The organism is Desulfuromonadaceae bacterium (assembly GCA_019429445.1).
GTDB lineage: Bacteria > Desulfobacterota > Desulfuromonadia > Desulfuromonadales > JAHYIW01 > JAHYIW01.
In genome coordinates, this window is record JAHYIW010000001.1 from 1 (window position 1) to 21,062 (window position 21,062).

At 58.3% G+C, this 21,062-nt stretch carries 21 protein-coding genes; 20 read left to right on the top strand and 1 reads right to left on the bottom strand.

Annotation, left to right across the window (positions count from 1 at the left end; all coding sequences use genetic code 11):
* From K0A93_00005 to K0A93_00030, 6 genes are all read left to right on the top strand, one after another.
* The coding region (locus K0A93_00005) for a beta-ketoacyl-[acyl-carrier-protein] synthase family protein (protein ID MBW6510485.1) at positions 1-387 on the top strand (387 nt) is incomplete at its 5' end.
* Positions 387-1,856, top strand: coding sequence for an NAD(P)/FAD-dependent oxidoreductase (locus tag K0A93_00010; protein MBW6510486.1), 1,470 nt, complete (start codon positions 387-389; stop codon positions 1,854-1,856). The genes K0A93_00005 and K0A93_00010, both read left to right, overlap by 1 nt.
* Complete coding sequence (locus tag K0A93_00015; GenBank protein MBW6510487.1) at positions 1,847-3,079, top strand: beta-ketoacyl-[acyl-carrier-protein] synthase family protein; 1,233 nt, start codon at positions 1,847-1,849, stop codon at positions 3,077-3,079. Before K0A93_00010 ends, K0A93_00015 begins: the two co-directional genes overlap by 10 nt.
* Positions 3,076-3,339, top strand: a complete 264-nt coding sequence (locus tag K0A93_00020; protein MBW6510488.1) for an acyl carrier protein — start codon at positions 3,076-3,078, stop codon at positions 3,337-3,339. Before K0A93_00015 ends, K0A93_00020 begins: the two co-directional genes overlap by 4 nt.
* A 72-nt stretch (positions 3,340-3,411) precedes the next feature.
* Positions 3,412-4,149 (top strand): 1-acyl-sn-glycerol-3-phosphate acyltransferase, encoded by a 738-nt coding sequence (locus K0A93_00025; protein MBW6510489.1) that lies wholly within the window; start codon positions 3,412-3,414, stop codon positions 4,147-4,149.
* 7 nt (positions 4,150-4,156) lie between these two features.
* A complete protein-coding gene (locus K0A93_00030; GenBank protein MBW6510490.1) occupies positions 4,157-5,470 on the top strand; it encodes an AMP-binding protein in 1,314 nt (437 codons plus the stop codon).
* A gap of 386 nt (positions 5,471-5,856) precedes the next feature.
* Here the strand turns inward: K0A93_00030 and K0A93_00035 are convergent, their stop codons facing one another.
* Positions 5,857-6,093 (bottom strand): hypothetical protein, encoded by a 237-nt coding sequence (locus K0A93_00035; GenBank protein MBW6510491.1) that lies wholly within the window; start codon positions 6,091-6,093, stop codon positions 5,857-5,859.
* Between K0A93_00035 and K0A93_00040 the strand changes: the two genes are divergently transcribed.
* From K0A93_00040 to K0A93_00105, 14 genes are all read left to right on the top strand, one after another.
* Positions 6,084-7,670, top strand: a complete 1,587-nt coding sequence (locus K0A93_00040) for an aromatic amino acid ammonia-lyase (GenBank protein MBW6510492.1) — start codon at positions 6,084-6,086, stop codon at positions 7,668-7,670. The genes K0A93_00035 and K0A93_00040 overlap by 10 nt on opposite strands.
* Before the next feature lie 3 nt (positions 7,671-7,673).
* Positions 7,674-8,135, top strand: a complete 462-nt coding sequence (locus K0A93_00045; protein ID MBW6510493.1) for a hypothetical protein — start codon at positions 7,674-7,676, stop codon at positions 8,133-8,135.
* The gene (locus K0A93_00050; protein MBW6510494.1) at positions 8,135-8,755 is read left to right on the top strand and encodes an outer membrane lipoprotein carrier protein LolA; all 621 of its coding nucleotides are present in this window, start codon (positions 8,135-8,137) and stop codon (positions 8,753-8,755) included. The genes K0A93_00045 and K0A93_00050 overlap by 1 nt, the downstream gene beginning before the upstream one ends.
* A 17-nt stretch (positions 8,756-8,772) precedes the next feature.
* A complete protein-coding gene (locus K0A93_00055; GenBank protein ID MBW6510495.1) occupies positions 8,773-11,142 on the top strand; it encodes an MMPL family transporter in 2,370 nt (789 codons plus the stop codon).
* A gap of 2 nt (positions 11,143-11,144) precedes the next feature.
* Complete coding sequence (locus K0A93_00060; protein ID MBW6510496.1) at positions 11,145-11,822, top strand: DUF3261 domain-containing protein; 678 nt, start codon at positions 11,145-11,147, stop codon at positions 11,820-11,822.
* On the top strand, positions 11,815-12,201 hold the full coding sequence (locus K0A93_00065; GenBank protein ID MBW6510497.1) for a hypothetical protein: 387 nt from the start codon (positions 11,815-11,817) through the stop codon (positions 12,199-12,201). Before K0A93_00060 ends, K0A93_00065 begins: the two co-directional genes overlap by 8 nt.
* 112 nt (positions 12,202-12,313) lie before the next feature.
* Complete coding sequence (locus K0A93_00070; protein ID MBW6510498.1) at positions 12,314-12,775, top strand: acyl-CoA thioesterase; 462 nt, start codon at positions 12,314-12,316, stop codon at positions 12,773-12,775.
* Positions 12,772-13,899, top strand: a complete 1,128-nt coding sequence (locus K0A93_00075; GenBank protein ID MBW6510499.1) for a beta-ketoacyl-[acyl-carrier-protein] synthase family protein — start codon at positions 12,772-12,774, stop codon at positions 13,897-13,899. The genes K0A93_00070 and K0A93_00075 overlap by 4 nt, the downstream gene beginning before the upstream one ends.
* Positions 13,896-14,594, top strand: a complete 699-nt coding sequence (locus K0A93_00080) for a hypothetical protein (protein MBW6510500.1) — start codon at positions 13,896-13,898, stop codon at positions 14,592-14,594. Before K0A93_00075 ends, K0A93_00080 begins: the two co-directional genes overlap by 4 nt.
* Before the next feature lie 232 nt (positions 14,595-14,826).
* Positions 14,827-16,089 (top strand): radical SAM protein, encoded by a 1,263-nt coding sequence (locus K0A93_00085; protein MBW6510501.1) that lies wholly within the window; start codon positions 14,827-14,829, stop codon positions 16,087-16,089.
* Positions 16,086-17,459, top strand: coding sequence for a lipid biosynthesis B12-binding/radical SAM protein (locus K0A93_00090; GenBank protein ID MBW6510502.1), 1,374 nt, complete (start codon positions 16,086-16,088; stop codon positions 17,457-17,459). The genes K0A93_00085 and K0A93_00090 overlap by 4 nt, the downstream gene beginning before the upstream one ends.
* The gene (locus K0A93_00095; GenBank protein MBW6510503.1) at positions 17,459-18,916 is read left to right on the top strand and encodes a B12-binding domain-containing radical SAM protein; all 1,458 of its coding nucleotides are present in this window, start codon (positions 17,459-17,461) and stop codon (positions 18,914-18,916) included. The genes K0A93_00090 and K0A93_00095 overlap by 1 nt, the downstream gene beginning before the upstream one ends.
* On the top strand, positions 18,916-20,097 hold the full coding sequence (locus tag K0A93_00100) for a DUF2062 domain-containing protein (GenBank protein MBW6510504.1): 1,182 nt from the start codon (positions 18,916-18,918) through the stop codon (positions 20,095-20,097). Before K0A93_00095 ends, K0A93_00100 begins: the two co-directional genes overlap by 1 nt.
* Positions 20,084-21,040 carry a lysophospholipid acyltransferase family protein gene (locus tag K0A93_00105; GenBank protein MBW6510505.1) on the top strand — a complete coding sequence of 319 codons (957 nt, stop codon included), beginning with the start codon at positions 20,084-20,086 and terminating at the stop codon, positions 21,038-21,040. Before K0A93_00100 ends, K0A93_00105 begins: the two co-directional genes overlap by 14 nt.
* Positions 21,041-21,062 lie beyond the last annotated feature (22 nt).

Below are 21,062 nucleotides of genomic sequence, written 5' to 3' on the forward strand. Positions count from 1 at the left end.
GCCATGTGCATGGCGCTGAAAAATGCCCGCTTGCAGACGACCGATATCGATTATCTGTGTGCTCATGCCACCTCCACCCCGGCGGGGGACGCCGCCGAGGCACAGAATATCTACTCCGTCTTCGGCGATCACTGTCCGCCGGTTTCCTCCCTCAAATCGCTGACCGGGCATGAACTGTGGATGTCCGGTGCCTCGCAGGTGGTCTATTCGGTGCTGATGGCGCGCAACGGCTTCCTCGCTCCGAATCTCAACTTTACCACCCCCGACGAACATTCGGCCAAACTGAACATCATCCCTGCCACGGTCAATCTGGCTCCCGAGCATATCCTCTGTAACTCCGCCGGTTTTGGAGGGACCAACTCCAGTCTGGTGCTGGGCTTCAGCTAATGCGTTACGACTACGCGGTCATCGGTGGCGGCATCTCCGGGATGACCGCCGCGCTGCTGTTGGCGAAACATGGTCGCCGCACGGTGCTGATTGAACAGGCCCCGCGACTGGCACCGCTGGTCGGCGGGTTTCAGCGTGACGGAGTGAACTTCGATACCGGGTTCCATTATGCCGGAGGGCTCGCACCCGGCGAATCGCTGCACCTTTTTCTGCGCTATCTCGGGCTCCTTGACCCGTTACAAATCAAAGCGTTTGATCCGGCCGGGTTCGACCGGTTTCAGTTTGCCGACGGCATGAGCTTTGCCCTGCCGCTTGGCGATGACGCGATCATCGCGCGGCTGGCGAGACTCTTTCCCACGGAACGCGTCGCCATTGCAACGTATCTGCAACGACTTGCTGCCGCAGCGGGAACATTTCCCTACATCAATCTTGACCGTGATTTTACCGCCCAGCCGACGCTGGATTATGTGCATGGCCCCTCATTGCAGGAGGTGCTTGATGAGCTTTTTATTGCACCACGCCTGAAAGAGATTTTTGCGGCTCATTGTGTGCTGCATGGTGCGCCTCCGAGTGACATTCCTTTTGCGCTGCACGCCTGTTTTGTCGGTCCCTACTATCGCTCGGCGCACGGTTTTGTCGGTGGTGGCGCAGCACTGGTTGCGGCGTTTGAAACCGCTTTGCGCGCCGCCGGGGTGGAGATTCTCACCGGTCGCGCGGTTGAGCGGATTCTGGGCGACAGCACCGGGGTGTGTGGCGTGCGCCTGGTCGATGGTGAAGAGGTCACTGTGGCGGCGGTGATCGCCACGGTTCATCCAGCGAGGCTGATCGATTTGGTCGCGGATAAATTTTTTCGGCCAATTTTCAAAAAAAGGATGAAACAGCTTGAAAATACCACCTCGGCCCTGATATTTTACGTGGCTTGTGAGACTGCGCCAGAGTGGCTGTTACGTTCCAATGTACTGATGTTTGATGCTGCGCCCGGCGGGATGGGGACGGGGCCGGATGATGGTTTGCTCTTTATCGCCGGAGCGGAGCGGAGCGCTGACCCCTCTCGTTGTGGTGGTATGGTGGTGATTAGTCCCTGTGCGGCGCAACTCACAGCGCGTTGGCAGGAAAGTCGTTTTGGCGGACGTCCCGCCGATTATCGGCACTTCAAAGATGAACTCAGCCAGAAATTGCTGCGACGCTTGCAGCTGTTCCCGGAATGCGGCGCAATCCGGTCGGTCGCAGTGGCCACTCCGCTCACCTTGCGCGATTATAGCAATAACCCCGGCGGTGGTCTGTATGGCGTTAAACACCGTGTTGGACAGTATAATCCCCAGCCGCTAACGCGCGTTCCCAACCTGTTGCTGGCAGGGCAGGCGGTGGCTGGTCCAGGGTTGTTCGGGACGATGCTCTCGGCATTTTTATGTTGTGGTACGGTGCTTGGCCATGAGCAGTTACGAGAGGAATTGAAACAATGCAGATGAGGCGGGTAGTGGTCACTGGAATCGGGGCTGTGTCACCGTTTGGATGCGGATTTGAGCGGTTGACCGAGGGGCTGCTCACCGGGCGCAGCGCAGTCACTTATTGTTCTGCGTTGGAGTCGGTCGGCGGGTTGCGGTCGCAAATTGCCGCGCTGGTTCCAACGTTAGATGCCAAGGCGATCCCGCGCAAATTTCGCCGCTCGATGTCAGCAATGTCGATCTATGCGACCCTTGCCGGACAGGAGGCGCTGACTCATGCCCGCCTCGATGCCGCCGCCTGTCAGGACGGACGAACCGGCGTGGTGATCGGTTCGACGGTCGGCAGTACCCTGACGACCGAGGAATTTTTTATCGACTATCTGGCCGACCACAGCCTGGAGCGGATGAAATCGACGCTCTTCTTCCATATTATGAATCACTCCTGCGCGTCCAATGTGGCGCAGGCCCTCGATATCCGGGGACGCTTGCTTGCTCCGTCAGCCGCCTGCTCAACCGGCTGTCAGGCTATTGGTTACGGCTTTGAAATGATTGCCTTTGGCAAACAGGACCGGATGCTGTGCGGCGGTGCCGACGAGTTTCACCCGCTGACGGTGGCGACCTTCGATGTCATGCACGCCGCTTCAATCAACTTCAATGCCACGCCGACCCGGACCCCGCGCCCTTTTGACCGCGATCGTGACGGGGTAGTGTGCGCCGCAGGGAGCGGTATCCTGCTCCTCGAAGAACTCGAACTGGCCAAGGCACGGGGCGCCAATATCCTTGCCGAAATTGTCGGCTTTGCGACCTTGACCGACAGTTCGAATATCGCCAATCCGAATCCGGCAGCGATGACCGAATGTATGCGTCTGGCGCTGGCCGATGCCGGTCTGGAAGCTGCAGCGGTCGATTACGTCAATGCTCACGCTACCGCCACCGAGCAGGGGGATATTGCCGAGGCGCAAGCGATTCACGAACTCTTCGGTGCGCGCGTGCCGGTGAGCAGTTTCAAGGGGCACATGGGGCACGCCATGGCCGCGAGCGGTTCGCTGGAACTGGCCGGTGCGGTGGGTGCCATGCAGCGTGGCCTGATCGCGCCCACCCTCAATCTTGAGCATATCGATCCGGCCTGTGCGCAGCTCGATCATGTGCGCCAACCACGGGAAACGCAGGTGAACCTGATGGTTAAAAATAACTTCGCCCTCGGGGGCGTGAATTCGTCAATTGTTTTAAGGAGATACCCCGCATGACTGAACAGGAAGTTGTCGCGTTGATCAACTCATCGCTGGCCGAGGAGTTTGAACTCGAGCTGGAAGATATGGACGCGGATGCCGATATTTTTGATGATTTCGGGCTCGACAGTCTCGATATCGTCGATATGGTGATTGTGCTCGAAAGTGCGTTCAAATTCAAGATTCGCGAAGAGCAGGCGATTCGCAAAATTCGCAAACTGGGAGAAATTCACACCTTTGTCCTCGGCAAACTCAATGAAACGGAGCAGGCTTCGTAAGTGTCTGCTGGCGAAACAACCGGCGGTGCAGTGACGCCCGCAGCTGAACGCTATCGCCCCCGCGCGCTCCTGATGAACCTGTTCGCCTGGCCGGCGTTGGTCGTCTGGACGCTGGTGGGGATCGTGCTCAGCCCCTTCCTCTATCTGGGATGGAAGGTCGTCACCGGATGGGATGTCGGGCGCATTACCCGCCATTTTATCTGGTTGTACGGGCGCGTCTGGTTGCTCCTCTTTGCCCCGTTTGTGCACTTTCGGCGCGAAGGTTTGGACGGTGTTTTTGACGCGCCGCCGGGAATTCTGATTGTCAATCACCTGTCTTTTTTCGACACCTACTGCATGGGCCTGTTGCCGATCTACGACATCAACTTTGTGGTGCGTGCCTGGCCATTCCGCAAACTGTTTTTTTACACCGCGTTTATGCGTAATGCCGGTTATCTCGATATCGAAAGTGATGGTTGGGACGAATCCGCCGCGATCTGTCGCGCAGTCATGGCCCGCAACGGTTGGCTGCTCTTCTTTCCCGAGGGGCATCGCAGTCGTGATGGCCAGTTGCAGCACTTTTATTCCGGTGCGTTTCGCGCGGCGATTGAGTTAGGGGTCCCGTTGATCCCCCTCTGCATCACCGGCACCGACCGGTTGATGCCACCGGGGCGCCACTGGCTGCTGCCGTCTCGGGTCTGCCTGCGGGCACTGGCACCGGTCGATCCGCGCGATTTTGCGGGCGACACCGGTCATCGGGAAATGCGTAAACATGTCACAGCGTTGATGGCGAAAAATATTGACGAGATGCGCTCGTATAGCGCCGGATGAGATGCCGATGAAGTTTAATGCCGCCACCTATGCCGATCTTGAGTTCCGTACCCCGGCCGAGATGCGTTGTGTCCAGGATGCATTGCTGCAACAACATATCGCCTATCTGGCTGAACATTCGGAATTTTACCGGCGCATCTTCGCAGAGTGTGGAATTGCTCCGGGGAGCATCCGTGGCGCGGCTGATTTGAGCCGGTTGCCGTTAACCGCCAAGGCTGATCTGGAGCGCTGCCCCGCCGATTTTCTCTGTGTCGCGCCGAGCGCAATTGTCGATCTGTGTCTGACCTCTGGAACGACCGGCAAGCCGGTGACGTTGGCACAGACGCGCGCCGACCTCAATCGCCTCGGCTACAATGAAGAAATTTCGTTTCGCGCGACCGGGCTGGATGAAAACGACCGGGTCATTATCGCGGCGGCGCTGGATCGCTGTTTCATGGCCGGACTGGCTTACTTTCTCGGGCTGGAACGCCTCGGGGCGGCATCGATCCGGGTTGGTTCGAGTAGTGTGCCGCTACTCTGTGAGATGGTGCTGCAACAGCAACCGAGCGCCATCGTGGGCGTCCCGACCCTGCTGCGGGTCGTTGCACGGGCATTACAGGCCGCCGGGCATGATCCGCAAACACTCGGCGTCAAGCGCCTGATTTGTATCGGCGAGCCGGTGCGTTGTGCCGAGCTGAGTTTGTCGGCACTGGGGCAGCAGTTGCACGAACTGTGGGGCGCACAGGTTTTCGGAACCTATGCCAGCACCGAACTGGCGACCGCGTTCACCGATTGTTGTGCGCAACAGGGGGGGCATCTTCACCCCGAACTGATTGTTCTCGAACTCCTCGATGAAGCGGGACGACCGGTCGCTGCCGGTGAAACGGGCGAAGTGGTGGTAACCCCGCTGGGCGTAACCGGCATGCCGTTGTTGCGTTTTCGAACTGGCGACATGGCCGTCCTGCACGAGGAACCCTGCGCATGCGGGCGGCGTTCGCCGCGCCTGGGACCGATCCTTGGACGGAAAAGTCAGATGCTGAAGATTCGCGGGGTCACGGTTTATCCGCCGGCGATCTTTGCGGTGTTGCAAGGAATCGAGGCGGTCAACGGATACTATCTCGAAGTTCATAACACCTATCAACTGTCTGACCGGGTGCGAGTGGTGGTCGGTGCCGACGCCGGGTCGTTATCCGCTGACGCGGTGGCCGAACAGATTGCCGCCCGGACGCGAGTCAAGCCAGAGGTCATGGTGGTAAGCCCTGAAGATGTGCGTGCCCGGACGCTTCAGGAAACGAAGCGCAAGCCGGTTCATTTTTTCGATCTAAGAAATAGCGGGGGCTGATTTTCACCACGGAGGGCACAGAGAACACGGAGAAAAAGGAACTTGGCAGGGATACAGGGTGATAGAGCGTAAAGTTTTTTTTGATTTGGTTTTCACCACGGAGGGCACGGAGAACACGGAGAAAACCAGAACAAAAGAAGCTTGTAACTATTCAGCTCTTTTGTAGGAGCGGCTTTAGCCGCGAACAATCGCGCCTGAAGGCGACTCCTACAGAGTCATTCCGGCAAGATTTCAGCCGGAATCCAGATTTTTCAGGGTTAAAGTCTGGATCCCCGACAGGAGCACTCGGGGATGACGGCCTTTGGTCGAGCAGGTGAGTAATTACAAAGTTTTTTTGGTTTAAAACCAAGCAATGCCGCGCTGACTTAGATACGGCTCACCTCTGTTCAGGGCGGATTCAAGCCCACAGTCTGGGAAAACAAGATCTTCAGCTTTTCAACTTTGTGTTCTTCGTGTTCTTCGTGTTCTTCGTGTTCTTCGTGTTCTTCGTGTTCTTCGTGTTCTTCGTGTTCTTCGTGTTCTTCGTGTTCTTCGTGTTCTTCGTGTTCTTCGTGGTTGAATGGGCTTTTTCTTTTTGCGAGTGCATCATGCTTCAGGGAAGGAATTTTACACAATGTCAACACGTCCCACAGTCATACTGAACGGTTACGATTTAACGATTGAAAATATTGTCGCGATCGGGGTGGGCGACAAGCTTGTCGGTCTTGATCCCGAAGCTCTGGAGCGTTGTCGCGAAAGCCGCACGTTTCTCGAAGAAGAGGTTGCGGCCAAACGCGTTATCTACGGCGTCAACACCTCCTTTGGTCCGATGTGCAACAAGATTATCGGCGATGACCAGATCGAACAGTTGCAGGTCAACCTGATCCGCAGTCATGCGGCCGGACTGGGGGATCCGCTTAAATATTATATTTCCCTGGCGGTTCTGGTGGTGCGTCTCAATACCCTCGTCAAGGGGTTCAGCGGTGTGCGGGTGGAGTTGCTGGAGCATATGCAGCAGATGATCAATCGCGGCATCGCTCCCTACATCCCCCGCAACGGCAGCGTCGGGGCGTCGGGTGACCTGATCCATCTGGCCCACATGGCGCTGGCGATTATCGGCGAAGGGCGCGTCTACCACAAAGGGGTGCTGCGCGACGCTGAGGAGGTTTATGCCGAAGAGGGGCTGACCCCGATGCGCCTCAGCTTCAAGGAGGGGATCGCGCTGATGAACGGCACCAGCGCGATGACTGCGCTGGCGGCGTTTGCCCTTTTTGGCGCGAAAAAGCTGCTGCGCCTGAGCTGTGTCACCGGTGCGTTCTCCCTCGAAATATTTGGCGGCATTGATGATGCCTACGATGAAGATCTGCACGGGGTTAAACCGCATCCGGGGCAGGTTGAAGTGGCGAACACGATCCGTAAACTTTACGCGGGGTCGGACAATATCACCCTGCGCAAGGATATGCATGCGCTGATCCGCCAGCAGGAGACCGGTGGCCCGGTCTACGAGACCAGCATCAACGTGCAGGATGTCTATTCGGTGCGGTGTACGCCGCAGGTGCTGGCGCCGGTCAGCGAAGCGATTGCAGCCGCCAATCGGACGATCGAGATTGAGGCGAATTCGTCGAACGACAACCCGATCATTATCCCCAAAGAGCGCAAGGTGATTCATGGGGGCAATTTTCACGGGCAGAGTGTTGGCTTCGCCATGGATTCCCTCTGTATGGCGATCTCGACCCTGTGCAACCTGTCCGAGCGCCGCCTCAACAAATATCTCGACAAGAACCTCAACGAAGGCTTGCCCGAGTTCCTCATCCCCGGCACCCTGGGATTGACCATGGGGTTCATGGGAGCGCAATACCTGGCGACCTCGACGACCGCCGAAAACCGTCAGCTGGCGGGGCCGGTGAGTACCAATAATATCTCCTGCAACGCCTCGAATCAGGATGTTGTCAGCATGGGGACGGTGGCCGCGCGCAAGGCGTTCAAGTCGGTCAGTAACGCTAAACATGTGATGACCCTCGAAATTCTCGCCGTGCTCCAGGCGTTGTCGTTCCGTAACAGTGACAAACTGGGGAAGGGAACCGGGCGTGTTTACGCTGAGTTGTCGAAAGAATTCAGCGTCTATGACAACACCCGGATTTTCCACAATGATCTGGTCAAGTTCCGCACGCTCCTTTTTTCCAGTCAGCTGTTTGACGATCTCGATCGTTACTGGGACTAGGCGATGATGAGTGAAGCGCTTCTGCCCCTGCCGCAGGCAGCAGAAAACCTCTTGCCACATCGTCCCCCGATGATGTTGATCGATCGTCTGCTGACCTGTCATCCCGATCATTCCGGGGCGGCGGAAGTTACGCTGCGTAGCGACTGTGTGCTGGTGGATGGTAACCTCAACCGGGTCGCGCTGGTCGAAATGATGGCGCAGACTTATGCGGCGCTTAAAGGGTACGACGCTCGGTCGCAGGGAAAGCCGGTGCTGGAAGGTTTTTTGGTCGGCATCCGCAAGGCACGCTTCGCTGCCGACGCGCAGGTCGGTGATACGCTGATCGTCGAGGTGGCCACTATCGGTGCGATCGACGGCTTTCATATGATTCGTGCCAGTGTCCGGCGCGACGACACCATCCTTGCCGAGGGCACGCTGAAACTCTGGGTGCCGGGCGAACGTTCCGCAGCACGGGAGGGGAGCTGATGCGTTTGTTCCTGGCCATAACGCTGCTGGTGCTGCTGGTGCTGCTGACCTGTGCGCCGCTCTTTGCTGCCGAGGCTGAGCCGCTGTTCGAGCGCCTGGAAGCCGCGGCGACCAACGTCCGGACGGTGACCAGCGCTTTTACCCAGGAAAAGCGGCTGGCAATCTTTGACGAGGTGCTGACTTCAAGCGGCCGTTTCGCTTTTGCCAAACCGGACCAGTTGCGCTGGGAGCTGCTCGAACCGGTCAAGACCGGGTTCGTCCTCTCAGGTGACCGTGGGCGACGCTGGCACGGACGGGCCGGCACCAGTGAAAGTTTCGACATCCGCAGCGACCCGATGATGCGGATCGTGGCCGAGCAGTTACTGGCGTGGGCACGAGCCGATTTTGGCTGGCTGCGCGAGCGTTATCAGCTGGAAGTGCTGGGGGAGAATCCGGCGACCCTGAAGCTGATACCCCGGACTGAGGTCGGCTTCCTCGATCATCTGAAAATTATTTTTGCGGCTGATGACACCCATGTGCAGCAGGTCGAGATGCATGAGCAGGACGGGGACGCGACGATCATCCGCTTCAGTGACGCGATAATCAATCAGCCTGTGCCTGATGAGACCTTTCGCAACTGATGGGACGGAGGGGATAAATGCTGATGGACGGCCTCTTTGCCTCCCTTTATCGGCGCCTGGCGCGGCGGCGGACGCTGCTGCTGATCATTACCCTGTTCCTCTGGCTCGTCAGCCTGGCGGCGTTTACCCGGCTGGAGCTGGAAGAGAATATTGCGGCGATGCTCCCCGAAAGTGGCACCGCCAGCAGCGACTTGCGTTTGCTGGAGCGGGCACCTTTTGCCCGCAAGATTATTATCGACCTGACAGCGGACGCTTCGGTATCGACCGACGCGCTGATTCAGGCGGCTGACCGGTTGGCGGCAGAACTGCCGCGCGAGACCTTTTCCCGGGTGGTCAGCGGTCCGGATGGCGAAGCGGGGGGCAATCTGGTGAGCGCGATGCTCGGTGTGCTGCCGAACCTGTTCAGCGCCGCAGATGCCGAGCGACTCAGCCGCGAATTAACGCCGTCGGCAGTTCGGGAACGGGTGAATGACAGCTACGCCGCCCTCCTTGCTCCCGAAGGTTGGGCGCTGAAACAGCTTCTGCGCAGCGATCCACTGAACCTGCGCCAGCTGGCACTGGAAAAATTACGCTATTTGCGGCTGGTGCCGAACGCGCAACTGAGTGACAATCATTTTGTCAGCAGTGATCGTCGTCATCTGCTGCTGCTGGCGGAAACGCCGTTGGCCGTCACTGATTCGGCCGGTGCCGTCGCACTCGAAGACGATTTTTCCACTGCCGCCCGCCTGGTGCTGCCGGACGGGATCAAGGCAACGTTTTTAAGCGGCCACCGTTATACTCTGGCGAACGCCACCGCAGTCAAAGCTGACCTGTGGGTGGTGCTCGGGTGTTCGCTCAGCGCTATTGCGGCGATCTTCGCCATTTTTTTACGTCGGCGGCAGGCGCTCTGGGTGTTTTTGACCCCGGTTCTGGTGCTGACCACCGCCGCCTGCGCCGTGGCGCTGGTTTATCAACCGGTATCCGCGATCACCCTCGGCTTCGGCGCGGTGCTGCTCGGCATTTCGGTCGATTTTGCCATTCATGTCTACTATGCACTCCGCCATGCGGTCGGTGACCCGGCGGTGGCGCTCGGCAAGGTTGCCCGTCCGCTCCTCTTTGGCGGTCTGACCACGATTGGCGGGTTCGCGGTGCTGCTGTTATCTGATTTGCCCGGTCAGCGGCAACTGGCGGTTTTTTCGGTCGCCGGAATTGTGACCGCGCTGTTGCTGTCCCTGCTGGTGTTGCCCCACCTGCTGCCGAGCGGCGCGGTGCAGATCATTTCCGCCGTTCCCCGCCGCGCCGACCGTAAGCGGGGCGGCTGGCTGCTGGTGACGGTTTGGTTCGTGCTTCTGCTGCTGTGCGGCTGGCAGGCACGGGATATTCGTTTTAACGGCGATCTGCGCGCACTCAGTTTGACCCCGCCAGAGCTCCGTCAGCTTGAAACGCAACTCGCACAGACCTGGGGTGGGTTGCACGGGCAGGCGCTGGTTTTCAGCTTTGGCGGCGGGGCCGAAGCAGCGTTGGCCGCCAATGATCGGCTCTTTGAGCGGCTGCAAACGGCATTGCCTGCTGAGCGGCTGGTGTCACTGGCGCCGTTACTCCCCGCGCTGACCAGCCAGGCGGAAAATCGTCAGCGCTGGAACGATTTCTGGACCGGCGAACACGGCCAGCAGATCGTCGCGACGTTACAGGAAGAAGCGACCCGGCTCGGGTTTTCAGCGCAAGCATTTGTTCCCTTTACCGAACGCTTAACCACAGCGGTGGCGCCGGTAACGCTTGATTTTTACCGTGCGGCCGGATTTGCCGATGCGTTTGCGGCGCTGCTTTTTACTGAAGACGGTGTGACCCGGTCGTTAACGTTGCTCCCCGATTCGCCACCGGTGCTGGCTGCGTTGACAACGATTGAGTCCGATCCGGCGACCCGCCTGGTGTCGCCGACCTGTTTTCGCAGTGAGATCAGCGCGGCGATTGAGGACGATTTTTTGCGCTTTATTACGCTGGCAGCGGTGCTGATCGTGACCTTGCTGCTGCTCCTCTTTCGTGACCTGCGCAAGGTTGTCCTGGCGCTGGTGCCGGTGGCCAGTGGCCTGCTCGGCATGTTCGGGGTGATGGCGACGCTCGGGGTGGAGTTTAATCTGTTTAACATCATCGCCACCATTCTGGTGATCGGGCTCGGGGTGGACTACGGTATTTTTATGGTCTGTCGCGAAGACGAAAAGAGTGATCTTGGCACCGGACAGGCGGTTTTCGTCTCCGGATTGACGACCCTGGCCGGGTTTGGCGCGCTGATTCTGGGGCAACATCCGGCGCTGTATTCCATCGGCGTCAGTGTGCTGATCGGTATCAGTGTCGCGATTCCGGCGGCGCTGCTGGTGGTTCCGGTGCTGTCCCGACGGTGGCTCAAATGACGATGACGAAGATGATACTGGTCGGCCTCTGCCTGGTCTTGATCCTCTGTGGCTGTCGTTCGGCAGGGCCGTTTCCGGCACCGACTTTGAGCGCCACGCATCCGCTGGCCATGTCAGAACTGCTGGGCGGGAGTTGGGCGCTTGACAACAGCACGATCCGCATGCGCCACACGGTGTTGCTGGAGCTCGGCTGGCGCAAACTGCCGATGGTCGGCCTGCTTGAACTCGATCGCACGGCGCGCACGATCCGGCTGGTGGCGGTGAACGATCTCGGTATCAAACTGTTCGATCTGACGGTGACGGTTGACGGGTACCAGACCAATTATCTCTTCCCCGAACTCGCCACCTACGCTGGTCTGGGTGAAACCGTGGCCGCCAGCGTGCGGAAGATTTTTCTCGACCCGCTGCCCCGCGACGATGACCGGCTGACGGTAACAGCTGATCAATATCAAACACGACGGTCTCTGGGCGACGCCGAGCTGACCTTCACCTTTGGTGGCGAACGACCCGATCTGCTCGGCAAGGAGTTACGCGGCGGCGCACAGGGATGGGTTGTGCGTTACTACGACTATCGCGATCTGCCTGCCGGACGTTTGCCGGGGGGAGTCGTCCTGAAAGATCACACGGCGGGATACCGCCTGACCCTCTGGCTGGAAAAGGCGAATTTGATCGATGGATAAGATGCAAACAGCAGTTGTCGCGGCAGCGATCACCCTCCCTGAAAAGGTTCTTCTTCCGGATGGCAGCCTGTCTGCAACCCAGACGTATCTTTTCAACGCCGACTTCCTCGGCTTTCAGGGACATTTCCCCGCCGCCCCGATTTTGCCGGGGGTGGTGCAGAACCTGATCGGGCACTGCTTTAGTGAAGCGGTGCTGGAGCGATCGCTGGCGCTGGTCGGTATCGATAATGCCAAGTTTATGTTGCAGTTGGGACCGGAGATGGAAATTACGGTCAGCGGGACGTTCAGGGAAAAAGGGGATAACCTGGTCGCCTCAATCAAGTTGGATGTCGCGGATGGCACTGCTTCTGCCTATCAGTTGACGTTTATAAAAGAATAAAATGGTTCACCACGGAGAGCACGGAGGACACGGAGAAAATCAAAATAAGGTTCTCCTCCGTGAACTCCGTGTTCTCCAGTGAGCGAAGCGAACGGGTGGTGCATAAAAGTAGATGAAAAAGAAATACTTCAAACCAAATCCGAATGATCCGGCACCGTTGATCGCCACCGCGACCCGGCTGGTGCGCTTCGAGGAAGTGGATCCCCTCGGGATTGTCTGGCACGGACGCTATCCGAGTTACTTCGAGGATGCGCGGGTGCGGCTGTTCGAGAAGTTTGACATTGCCTACCTGACCCTCTATGGCAAAGGGCTGGTGACGCCGATCAAGCAGCTGTATGTCGATTATCTTCTGCCGTTACGGTTTGAGGATGAGGTGACGATTGAGGCGCTCATGCATTTCAGTGAAGCGGCGCGGATCAATATTGAATACATTATTCGCAACGCGGCGGGTGAGGTTGCCACCACCGGTTATTCGGTGCAGATGATGATGGATCGGAATGACACTATGTTGATCGTTGCCCCTCCGTTTTATCAGGATTTCATCGAAAAGTGGCGCAACGGAGGCCTGGCATGAGCGTCTGCGTGGTCGACATGGCGCTGCACAGTGCCCTGGGTGATCTGGATGAAACCTGGGCTGGCCTGCTGGCTGGCAAGTCGGGTGTAAGACCTGTCGCACGGTTCGTCACAGACAACTACCTGACCGGCATGGGGGCGTGGATTGACGGGCTGCCGCAGTCCTCAGACAGTTCGGCGGTGCATGTTTTGCTCGACAAAGTGTGGGCTGACTTTGGTTCTGTTCCGGCTGACGCTCAGCTGCTGACCGCTACCACCAAAGGCGGGATCGACATGCTTGAAGCGTTGCGGCGCGGATCGGCGGCAAATGTGCCTGACCTTGACAACGCCCGTCTGCTGCAAACAATCTCTGCTCGCTTCGGACTCGCTGGTCGGGGCCGTAACATCAACGCCGCCTGCGCCTCCTCAACCATCGCCGTGGCTCACGCTGCAGCGATGATTGCCGCCGGCGATGTTGACGCGGTGCTGGTGGTTTGTTTCGATCTGCTCACGGAATTTGTTTTCTCCGGATTCTCCGCCCTGCAGGCCCTTGATCCGCTGCCGAGTCGTCCGTTCGACCGGGAACGCAGAGGGTTGAGCCTCGGCGAAGGCGCGGCGGCGCTGCTGCTGATGAGTGAGGAACGCGCGGCGCGTGAAGGACGTGCTTCCCTCGGTGCCGTTCTCGGCTGGGGGGTCGCCAACGACGCCAACCACATTACCGCCCCGGCGCGTGACGGTTGTGGCCTGATTCAGGCAGTCAACAATGCCCTGAAGCGGGCCGCTGTTGCTCCGCAAGCAATCAGCGGCATCAGTGCCCACGGCACCGGCACGGTCTACAACGATCTGATGGAGCTGGTGGCGTTTGAGCAACTTTTCCCGCATGGCACGCCACCGCTCAATTCGATCAAAGGCGCACTCGGGCATACTCTCGGCGCTGCTGGCGGGATCGAAGCCGTGCTCGGTCTCAGGTCGTTGGCCAGCGGGCAACTGCTGCCGACTGTCGGACTCCAGAACCCTGAAGAAAAGGCCGAGGGGTTGGTCTCTTCGTCGGTTCAATCCCTGTCCGATGGTCTGCTCCTGAGCACCAACTCCGGTTTCGGTGGCATCAACGCCGCATTGATCCTCGGCCAAGGTGGTGCGGCATGAGTGTGACGATTCGTGGTATTGGCTGGGTCACCGCCGCCGGGATGGGGTGTGGCAGAGAGGCGGACGGGTTCTCGATGCCGCACGGGGAACTGCCAAAGTTGAAGCGCAAGGATGTCTTCACCGACGCCTACCTGCGTTTCGGGCGGATCGACGGATTCTCCAAACTTGGTCTGGCGGCGATCACCTTTGCCCTGCGCGACGCCGGGCTGGAGGAGTGGGACGTAAAACGCCCGATCGGCGTCGTCGCCGCCACCCGTTACGGTTGCCTGGCAACCGACAGTGACTATTTCGACAGCGTGATCCCGGACCACGGGGCCCTCGCCAGCCCGAACCTCTTTGCCTATACGTTGCCGAACTGTTTCCTCGGTGAAGCCGCAATCCGCTTTGGGCTCACCGGCCCGAGTATGGTAATTAATGAAGAGACCCCCGATGGCCTCGGTGGCATCCGCATGGCGCTTGACCTGATCCGCTGGGGGGAGTGTGAGACAGTGGTGGCCGGGGTCAGTGACCTGGAGCGACCGGCGGTGGCGGATTTTGGTGAGCAGGCTCCGGGGAGCGTGTTTCTGGTTCTCTCCCGTGATGCGGACGCTGCTGGTTATGGGGTGCTGAGTCGGGGGGGCGGTGGGGCGTTGTTGCTGGATGGTGCTGCGGTGTCTTCGGTTGAGGCGTTGGTGGGGAAGGCTTTGAAAAGATAGTTTTTCACCACGGAGAGCACGGAGGACACGGAGAAAATCAAAAGATGCGAAATCCGTGGTCAAAAAAACCTCCGTGAACTCCGTGTTCTCCGTGGTGAATAAACAAAAGAATTATCCGCGCCATCCGCAAAATCAGTGGTCAAAAAAACTTCGTGAGCTTCGTGTGCTTCGTGGTGAAAATAAAAATAACGACAGAGAACAAATATAAATCAGCAGCAAAAGGAATCTCTCCATGAAAATGTATCTCGTCTACCCGAAATGGCCGAAACTCGACCGTCAGACCGAATTTCACCTGCCGCCGCACGGCCCGGTGGTCTTTGCCGCCGCGCTGCCGCCGGAAGTCGACATCACCTTTGTTGACGAAAATCTGCAGACGATTGATTTTGATTTTTCCTGTGATCTGGTCTGCATGTCGACGATGCTGACCTGCCAGCTGCCGCGTGCTTTTGAGATTGCGCGGGAGTTTCGTGCGCGGGGCAAGGTGGTTATGTTCGGCGGGATCTCGACCATGCTCCATTCCGAAGAGGTGATGGAACATGCTGATTCGGTCTTCCTCGGCGAGGTCGAGGGGCGTTTCGGGCAGGTGCTGGAGGATCTCGAAAAAGGGCAGCTCAAGCCGGTTTACAATTATATGAACAATCACCCCGACATCAATCTGGTCGGCACCGCCCGGCGTGATATCCTGCAACGCGAGCTTTACAATTATCGCGGCGTGCAGATGCTCGATCTGGTGCATGCCTCGCGCGGCTGCAAATTCGACTGCTTCCCGTGCTGCACCGGTTTCCTCGGTGGCAAGAAATTCCGCCCGCGGCCAATCGATATGGTGATCAAGGAGATGGAAGAAATCCAGAACAACCGGATGTTCATCGTCGACAATTCGCTGGCACAGGATCGCCAGTGGTTGCTCGACCTCTTTACCGAGATGGCGCCGCTGAAGAAAAAGTGGGTGTCCCACCCGATTCTGGATGACGATGAAGTCTTGCGCAAGGCCGCCGATGCCGGCGCCTGGTACGTCTATCAGGCGGTTTTCGATACCTCCGACATGATCCGCAAGCGCATCAAGCGGCTCAAGGATTTCGGGATTGGCATCGAAGGCACTATCATCCTCGGCACCGATGACCAGAGCGCCGACGACATCAAGCGGCTGGTCGATTTCCTCATTGAGGTGGAACTTGATGTCGCCGAATTCACCATCCTCACCCCTTTTATGCAGTCGCCGATCCGCAAGCAGCTGGAAAAAGAGGGACGGATTCTGAGTAATAACTGGGCTGACTACAATGCTGACAAGGTCGTCTTCCAGCCGAAGCAGATGACTCCGGAAAAATTGCAGGAGATGTACTATTACGCTTGGGATACCTTCAATGCCGACGGCGGCCATGCGCTGAAGATGGGGAAACTCTTTGATCAGGTGATTCGGCGCGAGATCGAGGATGGCACTTATCGCCGCTATGAACCGCGTAAAAAACGCCAGTTCAAAAAAGCGGAAAGCGTATGAGTAAAGTCTTTCTCCTCTCGACTAACTACACGACTGAACCGTACCCGGTTTATCCCCTCGGCATGGCGATCATTGCCGGGGCGCTCGAAGCGGGCGGGCACCAGACGCGGCAATGCGATTTTCTTGTTGCCGGGAAATCGTGCGCGGCGGTTGTCGCGGCGGTGACTGAATTTCAGCCGGATGTCATCGGTTTGTCGTTACGCAATATCGATAATGTTGATTCATTTTCGCAACAGACCGCCTGGTATCTGGCGCAGGCGAAGGAACTGGTCGATGCCATTCGCTCGTGCAGTTCGGCACCGATGATTGTCGGCGGCGCGGCGTTTACAATTATGCCGGAGGAGATTCTCGCTTACCTTGGGTGTGAGCATGGCGTGGTCGGTGAGGGAGAAGGATTGATTTGTGGATTAGTTGACGGCCTCGTTGCCGGGAAGCCCATGCCGCGCATGAGCAATGGCGAAGCAACCCCGCTGACCGGGGCGGAGATCGGTTCGCCGTTGTACGTCAAAGAGTTTGTCGATTTTTATCTGGCCGAAAGTGGTCAGATCAACGCGCAGTCCAAACGCGGTTGTCCGCATCGCTGTGTTTATTGCACCTATCCCGGCATTGAGGGGAATCGCTTTCGTCCCCTCGACCCGCTACGGGCGGTTGATGAAATTGCCCGGGCGCAGCGCAATTTCGGTATCCACAGCTTCTTTTTTACCGATTCGGTTTTCAACGATGAGCAGGGGCACTACCTGCGTTTCGTCGAGGAGCTGGAAAGGCGCAACCTCGGCATCACCTGGACCGGATTCTTTCGCCCTAAAGGGGTGGGCCGCGAAGAGTTGCGGCTGATGAAGCGTGCGGGGCTGACCGCGCTGGAACTGGGCACCGATGCCGCCAGCGACACGACGCTGGCCGGATTGAAAAAAGATTTTACGATAGCCGATGTATTGGCGGTCAACGCTGCCTGTGTTGCCGAGCAGCTTCCGGCGGCCCACTACATCATGTTTGGCGGTCCGGACGAGAGTGAAGAAACGGTGCGCGAAGGGCTGCGCAATGTCGAGCAGATCAATTGCAGCGTGGTCTTTGCCTTCTCCGGGATTCGCATCCTGAGCGGTACCGAGCTGCACGGACGGGCGATTGCGGACGGGGTGATCAGTGCCGAGTGCGAGCTGCTGATGCCCGCGTACTATTTTTCACCGCTGATCGAGCCGCAGTCGATGAATGCGCAGATTCTGGCAACGTTCAACAAACGGCGCGAGTGGATTTTCCCCCCCTCGGAGGGGCAGGCGAAGCTGGAAGTGATGCGTCGTTTCGGTTTCCGCGGCTTGTTATGGGATCGGCTGGTGTCGTTTGAAGCGAAGCGACGGGCGCTGAAAAAAGGCTGATGATGCAACTCGACACCCGAAAAATATTACTGGTTCATCCCCTCGGCTACAGCGCTGAAGCGGCCGGAAGTGACATCTCGCGAATGGCGAATATCATGCCGCCGCTGGGGTTGGCGAGTATCGCCGCTTATCTGGAGCGTGAGCACTTTAGCGCGGATATCATCGACTGTTATGCCCATCCCGATTCAGATGCGAAGATTTCCACCTATCTCCAGACGCAGCGTCCGGCGTGGCTCGGGTTCAGCTGCACCACCTCATCGTTTCTCGATGCCGTGCGTCTGGCCAGACTGGCAAAGTCGATCCTGCCCGAAATCCGTGCGGTCTTTGGTGGCGCGCATGTGTCGGCGCTCAAGGGGCAACTGCTCAACGATTATCCGGCTGTCGATATCGTGGTGATCGGCGAGGGGGAAGAGACGTTACGCGAACTGCTGGAGAAGGGGTTCGACCAGGCCGCGACGGTAGCGGGACTGGTGTGGCGCAATGCTGCCGGGGGGGCGGAATCGAACGGTTATCGCTCTGCGGCGCTGGAGCTTGACAGCCTGCCCTTTCCGGCCTACGAAAAGCTCGCCGGTTATCCCGAGGCCTACACGTTGCCGCTCTTCAACTATCCGAAAGCGCCAAGCACCAGCTGTATTTCGAGCCGTGGCTGTCCTTACGCCTGTACCTATTGTGATCGTTCCGTCTTTCAGCGGACGTTTCGGCATAACTCGGCCGCTTATCTCTTCCGCCACGTCAAATATCTGCATGAACGTTTCGGCATTCGGCATATCAATTTTTACGATGATCAGTTCACTTTCAAGCGGCAACGGGTCGAGGAATTCTGTCAGCTGATGATCAATAATCCGCTCGGGATGACGTTCAATTGCGCGGTGCGCGCCGAGCATATCGATTTTGAACTGCTCAAACTGATGAAGGCCGCCGGGTGCTGGATGGTCAGCCTTGGCATCGAGTCGGGCGATGAAGAATTGCTGGCGCGGCATCGTCAGAACGCCAACCTCGATATGCTGGCCGACAAGATTCGCCTGATCAAAAAGGCCGGTATCCGCACCAAGGGGCTGTTGATGATGGGGTTGCCGGGGGAGACCGAGGAAAGCATTCGCCGCAGCATGGAGTATGTCTTCTCGTTGCCGATCGATGATTTCAACCTCTCTAAATTTACCCCGTTCCCCGGTTCACCGATCTACGAGACGATCCATGAGCTCGGCGAGTTTGACGAGGATTGGGAAAAGATGGACTGCATGCGCTTCCAGTTCGTACCGCACGGCATGCAGAAGGACCGTCTGGAGGAACTCTTCATCCTCTTTTACAAGACCCACTTTCAACGTCCGAAGGTGTTGCTCGGCTACGTGGCGATGATGTGGAAATCGCCTGACAGCTGGAAACGCTTTCTCGCTAATCTTGGTTCGTTTTTACGCTTTGCCAAAAGTAACGACCGGCTCGGGGAGGGCAAGTCCTGATGACGTCGGAGCGCCCCAATTTCCTGATTGTGATCCCGCTCTACAATCATGCCGATACGGTTCGCTCGGTGGTGGAAAAAGCCTTGAACATGCATGATCAGGTGCTGGTGGTTGATGATGGCAGCAGCGACGCCGGGGCGGCGGCCCTTGACGGACTCAAGCTGCGCGTGTTGCGGCATCCCGAAAACCGGGGCAAGGGGGCGGCGGTACAGACCGCCTTGCACGAAGCGGAAAAACTTGGTTTCAGCCATATTGTGATTATCGACGCCGACGGTCAGCATGACCCGGCCGATCTGCCGCAATTTGTTGCCGCCATGGCGGCTGACCCGACGGCGATTGTAGTCGGTAAACGTGATTTCAATCAGGCGAGTATCCCCGCATCATCACGTTTCGGGCGCAACTTTTCCAACTTCTGGTTGCGGGTGCAGACCGGCAAGATGCTGGGCGACACCCAGAGTGGTTTTCGCGCCTATCCGGTAAAGATCGTGCGGGGGCTGAAATTGCAGGAAGCGCGTTACACATTCGAGATCGAGGTGCTGGTGCGGGCGGCCTGGGCCGGAGTGGCGCTGCGCGATGTTGATATCAGCGTCTATTACCCGCCACAGGCTGAGCGTGTCTCGCATTTCCGTGGCTTTATGGATAACTTTCGCCTGACCTTGCTCAATACCCGCCTGACCCTGCGGTCGATCACCCCCTGGCCGCACCGCAAGGTGGTGGCGAGTGGCGAGGTGGAACAGAAGGTGACAATCCTGCATCCGCTGCGCTCGGTGCGGGCTCTTCTGACCGAAAATGTGACGCCGGGGCAGCTGGCGGCGGCCGGTGCCGTCGGGGTCTTTATCGGCGCACTGCCGATTCTGGCCGCGCATACCGTGACGATCTTGCTGGTCGCCGGGTTTTTTCGCCTCAACAAGGTGGCGGCCATCGGCGCCAGCCAGTTATGCATGCCGCCGCTGGTGCCGGGGCTCTGTATTGAAGTCGGTTACTTTTTCCGCAACGGTCAATTTTTAACTGAAATATCGATCGAAACCCTCGGCTATCAGGCGCTTGATCGACTCTATGAATGGCTGATCGGTTCATTGACCCTCGGCCCGCTACTGGCCGGGATAGTCGCGCTGATTATCTATCTGGTGGCGACTACCCTCCGTCGCGACATGGGAAGGGCCGAACGTGCCAGAGTGTGACGAAAGATCACGTTCCGCCGAGCGCCAGAAGTGGACCAGCCGGAGTATCGGGGCGTCATGGCAGCATCAGTCATTTTATCTGCTGATCCGCCTCGGGGGCCGCCGGGCCGCCTATCTGCTCCTGTATCTGGTGGTTTTCTATTACGTGTTGCTGCCAGCGGTACGGCGCAAGTGTCACTATTACCTTGCGCGGCGCTTCCCCCAGGCCGGTGTCTGGGGGCGCTTCAAAAACAGCTACTTGATGACCCTCGATCTGGGGAAAGTGCTGGTTGACCGGGCACTGGTCGGGATCCTCGGCGCGGACGAGATCACGGTTGAACTGCACGGCAAGGAGGAACTGCTGGAGCTGTTGGCGGAGCGCAAGGGTCTGATTCTGGTCAACGCCCATGTCGGCTGCTGGCAGGTGGCGATGTCGGCCCTCGGGTTCATGAAAACCCCGGTCAATCTGCTGATGCAGCGTGAGGCCGGGGATATCGACCGGCACTACTTCGAGCATGCCGGGATCGAATGCCCTTACCGGATCATCGACCCGCGTGGCTACCTTGGCGGGGCGCTGGAAATGATCGAAGTGCTCAAGCGCGGCGAGGTGCTGTCGGTGATGGGTGACCGGATGCTGGGCGATGATCGTAACGGCGTGGACGTGGAATTTATGGGCGGGACCGTGACTTTGCCGTTCAGTGCCTATAAGCTGGCATCGGCCACCGGGGCGCCGATCGTCGCGCTCTTCTCGTACAAGACCGGGGCGGACAGTTATGCGCTCAAGCTCTATCGGACGATCCGGGTGCCGGGTGGTCTGGGGCGGGGGAACGCGGTGTTTGTTCCCTATGTGCGTGAATTTTCGGCGACGCTGGAAGAATTTTGTGCGGAACATCCGTTTCAGTTTTTTAATTTTTTCGATATGTGGCAGAATAGCGCGGTTTCGTCCGCCGTCGGGCGTGACTGATATTCAAGAAGGAGTTTTAACC